The sequence below is a fragment of the Hymenobacter wooponensis genome, assembly GCF_004745865.1.
Lineage (GTDB): Bacteria > Bacteroidota > Bacteroidia > Cytophagales > Hymenobacteraceae > Hymenobacter > Hymenobacter wooponensis.
In genome coordinates this window covers 152,312-167,452 of sequence record NZ_SRKZ01000008.1, presented here as the reverse complement: position 1 = coordinate 167,452, position 15,141 = coordinate 152,312, and the positions used below count along the sequence as shown (strand labels likewise).

The following is a 15,141-nucleotide window of genomic DNA, read 5'->3' as shown; positions in this document are numbered from 1 at the left end:
GGCCGGATCATTCGACTTACCAGTGCATTCTGTCCACCTATTACTCTTCACTTCCTATTCTTTATATCCCGTGTCAACCCCTTCTCCCCTCGCTAAACCGCACTATCTCATCCTGGATGGCTTGCGCGGCGTGGCGGCCCTGACCGTCGTCGCCTTCCACGTCCTGGAAACGCACGCGACCAGTCACCTCGATCAGCTTATCAACCACGGGTACCTGGCCGTGGATTTTTTCTTTCTGCTCTCGGGCTTTGTCATTGGTTACGCCTACGACGAGCGCTGGCCCCGGATGAGCCTGGGCGAGTTTTTCCGGCGGCGGCTGGTCCGGCTCCAACCCCTGGTCGTGCTGGGCATGCTGGTGGGGGCGCTGACCTTTTACCTGCAGCAGTGCGGCCTGTGGCCCCACATCCAGGACGTGCCGGGCTGGAAAGTCTTGCTGCTGCTGCTGCTGGGCTCCTTCCTGCTTCCCGTCCCCCCGGCCCTGGATATTCGCGGGTGGCACGAGACGTACCCGCTGAATGGACCGGGCTGGTCGTTGTTTTATGAATACGTGGCCAACATCCTCTACGCCCTGGGCGTGCGTAAGCTCTCGGTTCCAGCCCTGGGCCTGCTCGTGGTGCTGGCCGCCGGGTTGCTGCTGCACCTGGGCCTGACCAGTGAGACGGGCGACGTCATCGGGGGCTGGTCGCTGGAACCCGCGCAACTCCACGTTGGCGTTGCGCGCGTGCTCTATCCGTTCTTTGCCGGCCTGCTCTTGCAGCGCGTCGCCAAACCGCTCCCGGTGCGGCGGGCCTTTTTGGTGTGCAGCCTGCTGCTGCTGGCCGTGCTGGCCATGCCCCGCCTGGGCGGCAGCCAGCAGCTGTGGGCCAATGGCCTCTACGATGCCTTGAGTATTATTATCCTGTTCCCCGTAATCGTGCTGCTCGGGGCCGGGGGAGACGTGCGCGGCCAGCGGGCCACCTGGTTCTGCCGCTTCTTAGGCGACCTCTCGTATCCCATCTACATTACCCATTACCCGCTGATCTACACCTACACGGCCTGGGTCCAGAATACGAAGCCTACCCTGCCGGAGGCCCTGCCCGTGGGCGCGCTAGTCTTTGTGGGGAGCATCGGGCTGGCCTACGCCAGCCTGAAGCTATATGATGAACCCATTCGGCGCTGGTTGCAGCGGAAAACGGGACCAGCCCGCCCTCAGCCAGCCAAGGCCCTCAGCCAATGAGCCCCCACCCGGTGGTTAAACAGCATTATCTGCCGCATTGCTCCCGCCCGGCTCCGAGCCGGTAACCCCAGCCCTTAGACCGGGCCCGATGCAGGAGGTGGTTACCGAACGCTCTATTCAACTAAAGCCTCCAACGCCTACGTTCTGTGCCGACGGTGCCCGGACATAAAGGTAAGGGCCGGATGGGCCGATCGGCCCTGGGCTACTGGCCGCCGTTGGTGCGGTTGAGGAGGCTCGCGAAGACACGGTGGGGCAGCAGCCAGCGCAGCAAATATACCAGTTTGGGCTGCGAGCCAGCCAGTACGCGGGCCGACGTGCCGCCCCGAGTGGCCGCTGCAAACACGACGCGGGCGACCGACTCCGGCGTGGCCGCCTGGGCGTAGCTGGCCAGCGTTTGGTCGTGCACGCGCTGGGCATAGGGGTCGTAAGCCGGGGCCGGGACGTACTCGATGGCGGCTGTAAAGTCGGTGCGCACCGTGCCCGGCACGATGGTGCGCACCTGGATGTTGAACTGCTTCACTTCGTACTGTAACCCCTCCATGAAGCCCTCCACGGCGAATTTGGTGGCATTATAGACGCTGTAGAGTGGGAAGGCGATGTGCCCGCCCACGGACGTAGTGGTCAGAATAAGGCCCTGCCGCCGGGCGCGGAAATGGGGCAGCACCGCGCGCGTCACGTTCATCACCCCGTACACATTCGTGTTGAACTGCTGCTGCACCTGCGCGGGACTGAGGGCCTCAAAGGCGCCGGCCAGGGCATAGCCCGCGTTGTTGAAGAGCACATCCAGATGGCCGAAGGCGTGCAGCGCGGCGGCCACGGCGGCCTCAATGCTGGCCACGTCCAGCACGTCGAGCGGCAGCACCAGCACATTGGCCAGCGTGAGTAAGTCGGCGGGGGCCTTGTGGGGGGTGCGCATGGTGGCAACGACCTGCCAGCCGCGCTGGACAAAGTAGCGGGCAGTAGCCAGCCCAATGCCGGAGGAGGCGCCGGTAATGAGAATCGTGTGGGTGGAAACAGCAGTCATAAAGGGCGAGTCAGCGAGTACCCGACAAAAGTATTCTGGCCCTCCCCCGGCTGGTTAACGACTTTCAAACCCGGATTGACTGAAATCAAACCTGGCGCACCGCCGTGGGGGTGCACTGCGCGTGCCGTTTAAAAAAATGCGTGAAGTGGGTCTGCTCATCAAACCCCAGGCAGTACCCAATCTGGCCGATGGGCCAATCGGTGTGCACCAGCAAGGCCCGTGCTTCCTGCATTAGCCGCTGGGCCAGCAGCTGCGAGGTGGTTTTGCCCGTGGCGGCCTTGAGCGTGCGGTTGAGCGAGTTGACGTGCACGGCCAGCCGGTCGGCAAATGCCTGGGCCGTGTGCAGCGCCAGCCGCTGGCTCGGCGAAACGATGGGAAACTGCTGGGCCAGCAGCCCCCGAAAAGCGGCCACCAGCTGACTGCCGGCCAGCGGCGCTAAGACCGCCGGGGCGAGCTTCAACGCCCCGTGTACACACTCCATTACATAGTAGAAGACGAGCTCGTCCTTCAGGGGGTAGTCCGAGGCTTGCTCCGCCAGCATTTTCTCGAAGAGCGCCCCGAACGCGGCGGCCTGCGCCGGATCGAGGCTGAAAAAAGGCTGGCCCTGCGCCTGAAACACCACCAAGTCCAGCGGGTGGAGGCGGGTATGGGCCGGCAGAAAGTCCTCGGTAAACACGCAGCAGTAGCCGGCGTAGGGCAGGCCGTGCAGCTCCCAGCGGTAGGGCACCTGCGCGTTGGTAAACACCAGCGCGTGCTGCCCGGGGGCCAGCAGGGCCTGGTGCGCGCCGTAGTGATAGGTGGCGTGCCCGGTGCCGAGCATGATTTTGTAGAAATCCCTGCGCCCGTACACTGCCGCCAGGTCGGTTGCGGCGGGGAAGTCTTCCAGCCGGAACACGGCAAAATGCCCGCCACCTCGCCGCAACTCAGGCAGGGGCCGCCGCAGCTTGGTGGCGTAAAAGTCGGGTAGGGTTTGCGTAGGAACTATCATACGGGCGTAAACAACTAGGTCGCGTAAAAAGGTTAGGGCCGCCGCTTCCGCCCACGGCCTTGCGGGGAGGGTACTAGGCGTGCCTTCCGCGGAGAAGCGCAGGGCATGCCGCCTGGTGGCAGGGGAAACCGCTGGATGCGGTAGTAGGGAAGAGCACCACGAAGTGCAGCACTAGGTGGCCCCGCAGCGCATACGCCGGGCCGGAACGCGGCCGGACTTGCCGCGGGCGGGTTAGCCGCCCCCCCAGGGTGAGTTCCCAACCAGGCACTCCCGGGGGCCTTGCCCGGTAGGCGGCGCTCCAGCGGCCCTGCTGGCATGCCGGCTACTTGTCGAGGTAGTACTGCAGGTTTTCTTGGGTGATGATGTCGAGCGGCAGGTAGTACAGGGGGGAAACCGGCTTCTTGAAAATCAGCTGGTCGGCCAAGGTGAACACCCCGCGGTAGCCTTGCTGCTTCGGGTTTTGGTTGATAAGAAAATGAATCACGCCCTCCCGCAGGAAATGCATGTTCTGCGCCAGCAAGTCGTAGCCCACCAGCCGCACGTCATCGCGCTGGTAGGCCTGGAGGTAGGGCGCAATTTCGTAGGCCTTGGACGTACTCACGAAGATGCCGCGCAGCTGCGTTCCTTCCTCATCCAGCAACCCGTTTAGCCGCCGGGCAAAGGCGGGGTCGGCAGGGTGGGGCAGCTCCAGGCTGCTGATGCGGTAAGCCGTTTCCGGGCGCCCGGCGGGGAGCGGGTTGAGCGCTAGGTGGGCAAAATAATCCCGGAAGCCTTTTTCCTTCTGGGTGATGTGCAGCGAGTTGGCAATATCTTCGGCAATGTGCGCGATAAGAAAAGTGCCGGCCGGGGGCTGCCCGAACTGCACTAGCTTGCCGGCCAGAAAGCCACTCTGGTAGGAGTCCTGGCCGACGTAGCTCAGGGGCGAAGCCTCCTCAATGTAGGTGTTGAACAGCACGTACGGGATGCTCTGCTGCTGCCAGCGCGCAAAAAAGGCCAGCGACTCCTGGTAGAATAAGGGCGCCACGAGGATGCCATCCGGCCGCGAAAGCGTGGCTTGCTCGGCCTGCTCGACAAAGGACCCGACCTGGTTTAAATCGTAGGGGTAGAAAGTGAGCGACACCCCGTAGGGCTTCAGCTCCCGGGCAGCTTGCTCAATGCCCTCCCAAGGAGCCTGCCAGTAGGGGTCCAGGGTGTGGTCGGGCTGCAGAACGGCTACTCGGTGGGTGCTGTTGGTGCCGAGCGTACGGGCCAGCAGGTTGGGCTCGTAGGCCAGTTCCTGCATCATCCGCAGCACCCGCTGGCGCACCGGCTCCGACACCCGGCCCCGGTTGTGCAGCACCCGGTCGACGGTTCCCACCGAGACGTTGGCCTTGGCGGCAATATCCTTGATACGTACGGCAGTAGTTCCCATAAGCGTGCGGAGAGCTTTTGTGAAAACAAGGGAGCAGCAGGCGGCCCAACCAGGGAGTTTAGGGGGCCTAGCCGGTGATTAGCTGGTTGAAGAATGCGGGTGCGGGCGCTTCGCCTACGGCTGCAAGCAGACCCGTGGCCTAGGCGGGTTCGCCACGCCCATGGCCACGAGTCTGCCGCCCGCAGGTTGCGTCTGGGTATTTTTATACTTGATGTCAATATACCGAAAGGAATGGTACATCCGAGCCGCCCTTTTGCGTGCGCGCACACTCAAGTTGGGGGAAGTTGCGTGCGCGCACACATTTTTTCTTTTTCAAATATTGCGTTGTATATAGCATATGTCTATATTTAAAGCAGTTAGCAAGCTGGTGCTTGAAAAGTTCTATTACGCGGGCCGGCTTTAGCCGGAAAGTATAGGAGTACGAATACGTTTAGCTATCGGAACCCACGACGTCGAGGCCACGGCCGCAGTTAGGTGCTAGGAGTGGGGATAACACGAGTTGGAAGGCCGCCCGTCGGCCATGCACATACTTCTTCACTATTCATTTACCTGGCGTACTATGGAAGTATTAAGCTACCCCGAAACCACCTACGAGAAGCTGCCCGTCACCATTTTCGACGAAGCTCGGGACGGCGCAATTCACGTTGCCCACGAACTAGCCGACCTGATCCGGCGCAAGCAGGCGCAGGGAGAAAAGGCCGTGCTGGGGCTGGCCACCGGCTCCTCGCCCATTGGCGTGTACCAGGAGCTGATTCGCCTGCACCGGGAAGAAGGCCTGAGCTTCCGCAATGTGGTCACCTTCAACCTAGACGAGTACTACCCCATGAAGCCGGACGAGCTGCAGAGCTACGTCTACTTCATGCACGAGCAGCTCTTCGACCACGTCGACATTCCGCCGGAGAACATCCATATTCCGGATGGTACGCTGCCCATTGAGCAGGTGAAAATGTACTGCCAGCAGTACGAACAGCAGATTGAGCAAGCAGGAGGCCTAGACCTGCAGTTGCTAGGCATTGGGCGCACCGGGCACATTGGCTTTAACGAACCCGGTTCCGGCCTCACTTCCGCCACCCGGCTGGTGAAGCTGGATGCCCTCACCATTACGGATGCGGCCAAAGACTTTATCAAGGAGGAGTTTGTGCCCCTGCGGGCGCTGACCATGGGGGTCGGCACGATCATGAAAGCCCGCAAGATTATTCTGATGGCCTGGGGCGAGGGCAAGGCCAAGATCCTGCAGCAAACCGTAGAGGGGCATGTTTCGGATGAGGTGCCGGCGTCCTTTCTGCAGCAGCACCCCCAAGTGCAGGTGATAGTAGACCAGTGGGCGGCCCAGGAGCTGACCCGCCTCAAGACCCCTTGGCTAGTGGGCATGTGCGCCTGGACCGAGAGCCTGATCCGGCGGGCCGTGATTTGGCTGAGCCTGAAACTGCACAAGCCCATTTTGAAGCTGACCGACGAGGACTACCGGGACGGCAGCCTGAGCGACTTGCTGGTGGAGGCGGGCAACGCCTACAGCCTCAACATTCGGGTGTTTAACCTCATTCAGCACACCATTACGGGCTGGCCAGGCGGCAAGCCCAACTCCAACGACACCCAGCGGCCGGAGCGGGCCCTGCCCCCGCAGAAAAGGTCCCTGATCTTTAGTCCCCACCCCGACGACGACGTGATTTCCATGGGGGGCACCCTGCTGCGGCTGGTGGACCAGGGCCACGACGTGCACGTGGCCTACCAGACCTCGGGCAACCTGGCCGTGTTCGACGACGACGCCCGCCGTTTCGCCGACTTCGCCCTGGATTTTGCCCGGAAGCGGCAATTGAGCCCCGATCAGATGGAGCGGGAGCAGGCCGAGGTAGTGGAGTTTCTGGGACGCAAGAAGCTGGGGGAGGAGGACAGCCCGCTGGTGCGCGACATCAAGGCCCTGATTCGGAAGGGCGAGGCCGAGGCGGCCTGCCGCTTCTGCGGGGTGAAGGAAACGAACGTGCACTTTCTGAACATGCCCTTCTACGAAACGGGGCAGGTAAAGAAAAATCCCCTGGGGGAGGCGGACATTCAGGCCATTGTGGACGTGCTGCAGGCCATCCAGCCCCACCAGATATTTGCGGCCGGCGACCTGCGGGACCCGCACGGCACCCACCGGGTGTGTCTGGACGCCATCTTTGCGGCCCTGGCCCGGCTGAAGGGCCGGGCAGCCTGGGTGGACGACTGCTACCTCTGGCTGTACCGGGGAGCCTGGCAGGAGTGGGATATCGACGAAATTGAAATGGCCGTGCCCATCAGCCCCGAGGAGCTCCTGCGCAAGCGCAAGGCCATCTTCAAGCACCAGTCGCAGAAGGACAGCGCGGTGTTTCCGGGCAACGACAAGCGCGAGTTCTGGCAGCGCTCCGAGGACCGCAACCACGCCACGGCCCGGCTCTACGACCAGCTGGGGCTGACCGAATACGAAGCCATCGAGGCCTTTGTGCGCTACCGGTTTTAGCCCGGCCTTCGCCCCCGGGCCAGTTAGCTCCGCGGGCCCGGGTACGCGTGACTTTAGTTGGTATTTCTCCGGTAAGCAATTGGCAAGCCTATGAAAGTAACCTGTTACCTGCGCTGCGTAGTGGTAGCCCTGCTCCTGGGGCCCGGGGCGGCCCGCGCCCAGTTCCGGGTGGTGGGCTACGTGCCCTCCTGGCGCGGGGAGGTCCGGCCCGACCAGCTGCGCCAGCTCACCCACGTGAACTACGCCTTTGTGCAGCCTACTCCCACGGGGGGCCTAGAGCCAGTGCGGAACCCGCAGAAGCTGCAAAGCCTGGTTTCCACGGCCCACGCCAATGGAGTGAAAGTGTTGATTTCAGTGGGCGGCTGGCACGATGGAGACCACAGCGCCTTTGACGCCATTGGGAGCAGCGCGGCCTACACCGAAGCCTTGGCGGACAACCTGGTGCGTTTGGCGGCCGACTATCAGCTTGATGGAGTAGACATGGACTGGGAACACCCCGATGCCAAGTCCGCGGCGGGCTACGCGCGGCTGATGCAGCAGCTGGCCGCGCTGCTCCACCCCCAGGGCAAGCTGCTAACGGCGGCCGTGGCCGGCGGCACCTGGGCCGGGCCCGGCATTCAGCCCAGCGTGTTTGAGGCGGTCGACTTCCTCAATATTATGGCCTACGACGACCCCGCCCCGGCGCACGCCACCTACGCGGCCGCCGAGCAGACCCTGGCCTACTGGCAGAATCTGGGGCTGCCGGCCAGCAAGGCCGTGCTGGGGCTGCCGTTTTACGGCCAGCCCGGTGGGGTGGCCTACAGTGTTCTGCTAGGCCAGGGGGCTAGTCCCAAAGCCGATTTGCACCACGGCGTGGGTTACAACGGGCGAGCTACTATTGAGCGCAAAGTTGCCCTGGCCGCCGACCAGGCCAGCGGCGTCATGATCTGGGAGCTAACCCAGGACGCGACGGGCTCAAATTCATTGCTTAAAGCTATTAGCCAGGTGCGGGCCAAGCGTAGTCGCCCCCCGGCCGCCCCCCGGTAGCGCCCCAATTTCTACCTGCTCACCCTGGCTAGCTGGGCCGCATTACCTGCTGAGCCACCGGCCGTAAGGCCCGTTGAAAGTCGCCGATCGGGCGGCTATTGCCTTACTGCTTTTCTCACCAAACATCTCATTCGACGTTTATGAAAAGATTTACTAGGCTTACCTTTTTCTGTGTACTCAGCGCCGCAAGCTGGGCCCAGGCCCAAACAGCTCCCGTAACCGGCCGCGTGACCGACGGCAAAGGGCAGCCCCTGCCCGGCGTTACGGTGCTGGCCCAGGGCACCCAGCAGGGAATCAGCACCGACGCGGACGGCCGGTTTTCGCTGGAGGTGGCGGAGTCGGCCTCGCTGGTGTTTTCCTCCATCGGCTACGATCCGCAAACGATTAACGTGGCCGGCCAGCGCGTCATCAACGTGACCCTGCGGGAGAGCGCCCAGAGCTTGAACGAGGTGGTCGTCACGGCCCTGGGGGTAGCCCGGGAGCGCAAGGCCCTGGGCTACTCCGTGACGGAAATCCAAGGGGAGTCGCTGACCCAGGCCCGGGAAACGAACGTGGCCAACTCCCTGGTGGGCAAAGTAGCCGGCCTGAACGTCAACTCTACCTCGGGGGGGCCGGGCTCTTCCAGTAACGTCATCATTCGGGGCGCCTCCAGCCTGAACCAGACCAACCAGCCGCTCTACGTTATCAACGGGGTGCCCGTGGAAAGCCAGCCCAGCGGCGGGGCAGGGGCCACCATCGGCAACAGCGGCGGCCAGTACGACAACGCCCCCGACTTCGGCGACCCTATTTCCAACCTCAACCCCGACGACATTGAGAGCATTTCGGTGCTCAAAGGGGCGGCGGCCTCGGCTCTGTACGGCTACCGGGCCAAGGCCGGGGTAATTCTGATCACGACCAAGAGCGCCAAGGGCAACGACGGCGTGGAGTTCAACAGCAACTACGTGGCCCAGCAGGTGTTTACCCTCACCGACTGGCAGTACGAGTACGGGCAGGGCGCCAACAACCTCAAGCCCACCTCGGCCACCGTGGCGGCGCAGGCGGGCAACTCCAGCTGGGGCGCCCGCCTCGACGGCTCGCAGGTGGTGCAGTTCGACGGCACGTCGCGGCCCTACGTGGCGCAAAAAGATAATACGGCCAACTTCTACCGCACCGGCAGCAGCTTTACCAACACGCTGGCCTTCAACAAGAGCTTCACGGGCGGCTCCGTGCGCCTGTCGGCCAGCAACCTGGACAACAAGTCGGTGGTGCCCAACTCCCGCCTCGACCGCCAGACGTTCAATTTCGTGGGCACGTTTGACCCCTTCAAGCGCCTGACCATCGACGCACGGGCCAACTACATTCTGGAGCAGGCCAAGAACCGGCCCATCCTGTCCGACGGGGCCGGCAACGCCAACTTCAACGTCACCTTTCTGCCCACCAGCCTGGATGTGCGCACCCTAAAGGGGCCTAACGGCAACGGTACCGGGGCCGACCGCAATGAATTGACCTTCAACACGGGCAACCCCTTCAACACCAACCCCTACTTTGCGGCCTATCAGTTTGCCAATGACACCCGGCGGGAGCGGCTGATTTCCTCGGTGTCGGCGCGCTACACCCTCGACAACGGCCTGTTTCTGCAGGGCCGGGCGGGGCGCGATGCTTACAACGACCGTATCACCAACGTGACGCCCTCGGGCACGGCCTACCGGCCCACGGGCAGCATCACGGAAATAACCTCCCAGTTCACCGACCTCAACGCCGACCTGCTGGCCGGCAAGACGTTTACCGTCGGCGAAGCGTTCAGCTTCACCCCGAACCTGGGAACCAGCTACCGCCGCACCAAGCTGGAGGGCTTCCGCAATTCGGGCGACGACTTTGCCGTGTTCGGCATCAATGCCCTGGGCAACACCCGCACCCGGACCGTGGCGCCCCTGTTCAGCGACTTGGAGGTGCAGTCGGTGTACGGCTCCCTGGACCTGGCCTACAAGGAGTACCTGTTCCTGACCGCTACCGTGCGCCGCGACTGGTTTTCCACGCTGGCCACGCCGGGCCTCGACAATGACCTCAGCACCACCTACCCCGGCGTCAGCGGCTCCTTCGTGTTTACGGAGCTGTGGAAGCCCGACTTTCTGTCCTTCGGCAAGGTGCGGGCGGGCTACTCGCGAGTGGGGCAGGCCACGGACCCGTACCGCACCCAGCTGAATTATTCCCTGTCTTCGATTCCGCTGGCCGGCTTCCCCTTCGGGGGCCCCTCGGACCCCAATATTCCTAATAGCCGACTCGTGGCCTCGCAGGCCACGGAGGTGGAAGTTGGGACGGAGCTGGCCGCCCTGCAAAACCGCCTGCGGCTGGATCTTACCTTCTACAAGAAGAAGTCATCGAAGGAGATTGTGAACACGCCGGCCTCGATCACGTCGGGGTACTCGGGGGCCGTGCTCAACGCGGGCGAGCTGGAAAACAAGGGCGTGGAAATGCTGCTGACCGTGGTGCCCCTGCGCACCACCAACTTTACCTGGACCTCCTCCTTCAACGCCGCCTACAACAAGAGCACCGTGATTTCGCTGGCGGCCGGCCAGCAGCAGTCGGTGTACGCTACCTCGCGCTCAGGCGTGGGCTTCGTGGGGCAGCTGGTGGGCAAGCCGTTCGGGCAGATCCTGGCCTACGACTACCAGCGCGACGGGGAGGGCAACGTGGTGCTGACCCCCAACGGGGTGCCGGCCCGCGGCGAGCTGACTTCCTTCGGCACCGCCTTTCACCCCTGGACTGGGGGCTGGAGCAATGATTTCACCTACAAGCGCCTGAACCTGGGCGTGCTGATTGACGGGAAGTTTGGGGCCAAGATTTTCTCGGCCACGGATTACTACGGCACCATCTTCGGGCTGCACAAGCAAACCCTGGCAAACCGGGAAGGGACCTTCGGGCCGAGCAACCTGGATGCCGCCACCTACTACAGCACCCTGGCCAACAACGTCTCCAGCCAGTTCGTGCAGGACGCCGGCTTTATCAAGCTGCGGCAGGTGACGCTGGGCTACGCCTTTGGCAGCCCGCTGCTGGGGGGCAAGATTCAGCGCCTGAGCCTGAGCCTGGTGGCCCGGAACCTGTTTTTCATCCGGCGCCTGGCCGACAACATTGACCCCGAGGGCAGCTACAACGCCTTCTCCCAGGGCCTGGAGCTGGGCGGCGTGCCGCCGTTCCGGACCTACGGCCTCAACCTAAGCGCGAAGTTCTAGGGTCCTTTGCCCTCCATCCTACCGTAAAGCTCCATGAAAAATATACTCTCCAAACCCGCCGTGCTGGTGGGCGCCCTGCTGCTGGCCGGCGGCTGCACCGACAACTTCGAGGACATCAACACCAACCCCACGACCTACAGTCAGGCCTCGTTCAACCCCAACTACGTGCTGACCCAAACCCAGCTCACGTACACCGGCAGCACCGACTTTGCCTATGAAACGTGGCGCGGCAACCTCATTTACTGCGGCACCATGATGCAGGGCCTCGCCACGGTAGTCAGCTACTGGGGCGGCGACAAGTACCTGCTCAACGAGGGCTACACGGCCGCCTACTGGGAAAAAAGCTACAGCGAGCAGGTAAAGCCCGTCACCGACCTGGTGGCCTCCACCCAGGGGAAGGACGCCTACAAAAACCTGCACCAGATAGCCCGCATTATGCGCGTGCTGGTGATGGAGCGCCTCACCGACCTCTACGGGGATGTGCCCTACTCGCAGGCGGGCCAGGGCTACTACCAGAACATCATCACGCCCCAGTACGACAAGCAGGAAGCCATTTACGCCGACTTGCTCAAGGAAGTAAGTGAGGCCACCGCGGCCCTCGACCCGGCCGCCGACGCGCCGGTGGGGGACGTATTCTACAAAGGCAACATTGCGCAGTGGCAGCGCCTGGGCAACTCCGTGCTGCTGCGCCTGGCCATGCGCCTGACCAAGGTCAATGAAGCCACTGCCCGCACGTATGCCACGCAGGTGCAGGGCAAAACCCTGCAGAGCAACCAGGACAATGCCCTCGTTCCGCACGACATTGCCGGGGGCCGCGCCACCCAGAACCGCAACAGCCAGGTGCTGCTCGGCGACGGGGGCCAGGAGCACTATTACGTGAAGTGGTCGAAGACCTTCATTGACTACCTGAAAAACAACAACGACCCGCGGCTGGCGAAAATAGCCGTGACCCAGCTCTACCTGACGCCCACCAGCAAAACCCAGAACGCGGCTCCCCTGACGGCGCCCGCCGTGCAAAAGGGCTTGCCCAACGGCCGGGACCTGAGCGGCCGGCCGGCCTACGACGTGTCAACTGAGCCGAACTATACCGCCTTTCCGGATTACTCGTCGCCCAGCCCGGGCATGATCAAGCGCAACGGCCCCACCTTCGTGATGACTTACGCCGAGACCGAGCTGCTGCTGGCCGAAGCCGCCCAGCGCTGGGGCCTGGGCAGCGCCACCCAGCACTACACCAACGGCGTGACGGCCGCTATGACCTACCTAGGCCAGTATGACCCGGCGCTGACCATTACGCCGGCGGAAGCCAGCGCCTACGTCGCCGCGAACCCCTACAATGCCAGCCGGGGCCTGGAGCAGATCAATACTCAGTACTGGGTGTTGACCAACACCATGCTGGACTTCTACGAATCGTGGTCGAACTGGCGCCGGACGGGCTTCCCGAACCTGGCCCCGGTGATGTATCCCAACAATGCCACCAACGGCCAGATTCCGCGCCGGTTTCCCTACCCCACGTCGGAAATCACCAGCAACCCCGACAACTACCGGGCCGCCAGTGGCGCCGTCCCCGGGGGCGACAACCTCACCGGCCGCGTGTGGTGGGACAAATAAGCTTCTCACGTAAAGTTCAGCTCCCGCCGGGCGTTAGGCCAGTGGAACGAGTGCATGAAGCCTGCATTCGAGGGTCAATGCTAAATGCCTACAACTAAAAGGGTCCTGCTGCGCCCCGGCACTGCCGCCTTACTTCTGCGCATCCCCTGAATTGGGAAGGGAGTAAGGCTACATTGCGGGGCGCAGCAGGACGTGCTGTAGATTCACATGCGGTTTTTCTTTTCCTACTAGAACTATTCATGCCCTTCAACTTCGCTCTTTCTGCTCGTGTTTTCCTTCTATTATCGGCCCTGCTGTTGCTCGGGCAGTCGGCCGCGGCCCAGCTGGCGGAGACGCCCGCCCAGCAATTGGGCCTGATTCCCCTGCCCCGCGAAGTGAAGATGTCGGCCGGGACCTACGCCCTGCCCCAGAAAATCAACATCTACGCCGTCAGCGCCGATGAGCGCAACGTCGCGGGCCTGCTGCAGGGCTTTCTGGCGGCGCTGGGTAAAACCGCTACCCTGACGACCAACCGCCAAGGCGCGCAGATCAGGCTGGTAACGGCCCGGGTAGCCCCCACCCCGGAGGGCTACCAGGTAGCCGTGGGGCCGGACGGCATCGGGATTACGGCCCCGGGTGGGGCCGGTCTGTTCTACGGAGCCCAGACCCTGCTGCAGCTGCTGCCCCCGCGGCCCGCGGCCACCGCGCGCGTGCCCTACGTGCGCATTGCCGACGAGCCGGCCTTTCGCTGGCGGGGGGCCATGCTGGACGTGTGCCGCCACTTCTTTCCCGTGGAGTTCCTGAAGCGCTACCTTGACTTGCTGGCCGCTTACAAGCTGAATACCTTTCACTGGCACCTCACCGACGATCAGGGGTGGCGCATTGAAATCAAAAAGTACCCCAAGCTCACGCAGGTAAGCGCCTTCCGCAAGGAAACTCTGATCGGCGCCCAGCAGACGTTCAAAAAGCCCGAGGATTTCAAGTACGACGCCACTCCGTACGGGGGCTTCTACACCCAGGCGCAGATCCGGGAGGTGGTGGCCTACGCCCAGCAGCGCTACATTACGGTGGTGCCGGAAATTGAAATGCCGGGCCACTCGGTGGCTATTCTGGCCGCCTACCCCGAGCTGGCCTGCAAGCCCGGCCCCTACGAAACCTGGACCATGTGGGGCGTGAACGAGGACATTGTGTGCCCCACGGAGCCTACCTTCCGCTTTTTTGAGGACGTGCTAACCGAGGTCAGCGCCCTGTTTCCCGGGCCCTACGTCCATATCGGCGGGGACGAAGCCCCTAAGACCCGGTGGAAGGAGAGCGCGGCGGTGCAGGACATTATGCGGCGCGAGGGCATCACGGACGTGGAGAAAGTGCAGGGCTGGTTTAACCGCCGCATCGAGCAGTTTCTGGCCAGCAAGGGGAAAAAGCTGATCGGCTGGGACGAAATTCTGGAGGGCGGCATTCCGACGAGTGCGGCCGTGATGAGCTGGCGGGGCGAGAAGGGGGGCATTGAGGCGGCCCGGGCCGGCCACGATGTGGTGATGACCCCCACCACGAACATGTACATTGACTACGGCCAGAACCCCCGGCCCCACAGCCCCTTTGAGCCCCTAATGATTGGTGGCTACCTGCCCCTGGACAGAATCTACAACTACAACCCCCTGCCCAAGGAGCTGACGCCGGACGAGCAGAAGCACATTCTCGGCCCCCAGGCCAACATGTGGACCGAGTACATCACCACCCCGCAGAAGGTGGAATACATGCTCTTCCCGCGGCTGCTGGCGGTTTCGGAGGTAGCCTGGACCCCCGCCGCCCGCAAAAGCTACGCCGCATTCCTGCCCCGCATGAGCCAGCACTTTGCCCGTCTGGATGCTAAAAAGGTCAACTACCGAGTTCCCGAGCCGCTGGGCCTGGACAGCGCCAACCTAGTGGCGCAGGGCGGCAAGGCCCAGTTTACCCTGCGCTCCCTGGTGCCGGGCGCCCAGATCCGGTACACCCTGGATGGCAAGCTGCCCGACGAAACTACGGAGCTGTACACCAAGCCTTTCGACGTGCCCCAGGGCCGCCAGCTCACGGTGCGCGCCGTCACAATCGCGCCGAATGGCCGGAAAAGTCCACCGGCGGAGCTGCTCGTCCAGTAGGGCTACCTTGGAGAGGTATACACCAGCCTCCCTGTCCGGCGCCGCGGGAGCAACGGCTGGGGCGGCTTC

9 protein-coding genes are annotated in these 15,141 nt (G+C 63.3%); 6 read left to right on the top strand and 3 right to left on the bottom strand.

Features of this window, described 5'->3' with window-relative positions:
- Positions 1-70: 70 nt before the first annotated feature.
- Positions 71-1,216, top strand: coding sequence for an acyltransferase family protein (locus EU557_RS23130; protein ID WP_135532855.1), 1,146 nt, complete (start codon positions 71-73; stop codon positions 1,214-1,216).
- A gap of 202 nt (positions 1,217-1,418) precedes the next feature.
- Here the strand turns inward: EU557_RS23130 and EU557_RS23125 are convergent, their stop codons facing one another.
- The 3 genes from EU557_RS23125 to EU557_RS23115 form a co-directional block, all read right to left on the bottom strand.
- Positions 1,419-2,240 carry an SDR family oxidoreductase gene (locus EU557_RS23125; RefSeq protein ID WP_135532854.1) on the bottom strand — a complete coding sequence of 274 codons (822 nt, stop codon included), beginning with the start codon at positions 2,238-2,240 and terminating at the stop codon, positions 1,419-1,421.
- Positions 2,241-2,325: 85 nt separating this feature from the next.
- Positions 2,326-3,228, bottom strand: coding sequence for a helix-turn-helix domain-containing protein (locus tag EU557_RS23120; protein WP_135532853.1), 903 nt, complete (start codon positions 3,226-3,228; stop codon positions 2,326-2,328).
- A gap of 322 nt (positions 3,229-3,550) precedes the next feature.
- Positions 3,551-4,639, bottom strand: coding sequence for a LacI family DNA-binding transcriptional regulator (locus EU557_RS23115; protein WP_135532852.1), 1,089 nt, complete (start codon positions 4,637-4,639; stop codon positions 3,551-3,553).
- A gap of 559 nt (positions 4,640-5,198) precedes the next feature.
- On the opposite strand from EU557_RS23115, the gene nagB reads away from it, so the two are divergent.
- The 5 genes from nagB to EU557_RS23090 all read left to right on the top strand — a co-directional run bounded on the left by nagB (position 5,199) and on the right by EU557_RS23090 (position 15,072).
- Positions 5,199-7,115 (top strand): glucosamine-6-phosphate deaminase, encoded by a 1,917-nt coding sequence (nagB, locus tag EU557_RS23110; RefSeq protein ID WP_135532851.1) that lies wholly within the window; start codon positions 5,199-5,201, stop codon positions 7,113-7,115.
- A 90-nt stretch (positions 7,116-7,205) separates the two neighbouring features.
- Complete coding sequence (locus tag EU557_RS23105) at positions 7,206-8,141, top strand: glycosyl hydrolase family 18 protein (protein WP_135532850.1); 936 nt, start codon at positions 7,206-7,208, stop codon at positions 8,139-8,141.
- Positions 8,142-8,281: 140 nt separating this feature from the next.
- Positions 8,282-11,350: a SusC/RagA family TonB-linked outer membrane protein gene (locus EU557_RS23100; protein ID WP_135532849.1), complete on the top strand. Its 3,069-nt coding sequence runs from the start codon at positions 8,282-8,284 to the stop codon at positions 11,348-11,350.
- Positions 11,351-11,383: 33 nt separating this feature from the next.
- On the top strand, positions 11,384-12,958 hold the full coding sequence (locus EU557_RS23095) for a SusD/RagB family nutrient-binding outer membrane lipoprotein (protein WP_135532848.1): 1,575 nt from the start codon (positions 11,384-11,386) through the stop codon (positions 12,956-12,958).
- 239 nt (positions 12,959-13,197) lie between these two features.
- Complete coding sequence (locus EU557_RS23090; RefSeq protein ID WP_135532847.1) at positions 13,198-15,072, top strand: beta-N-acetylhexosaminidase; 1,875 nt, start codon at positions 13,198-13,200, stop codon at positions 15,070-15,072.
- Positions 15,073-15,141: the final 69 nt, after the last annotated feature.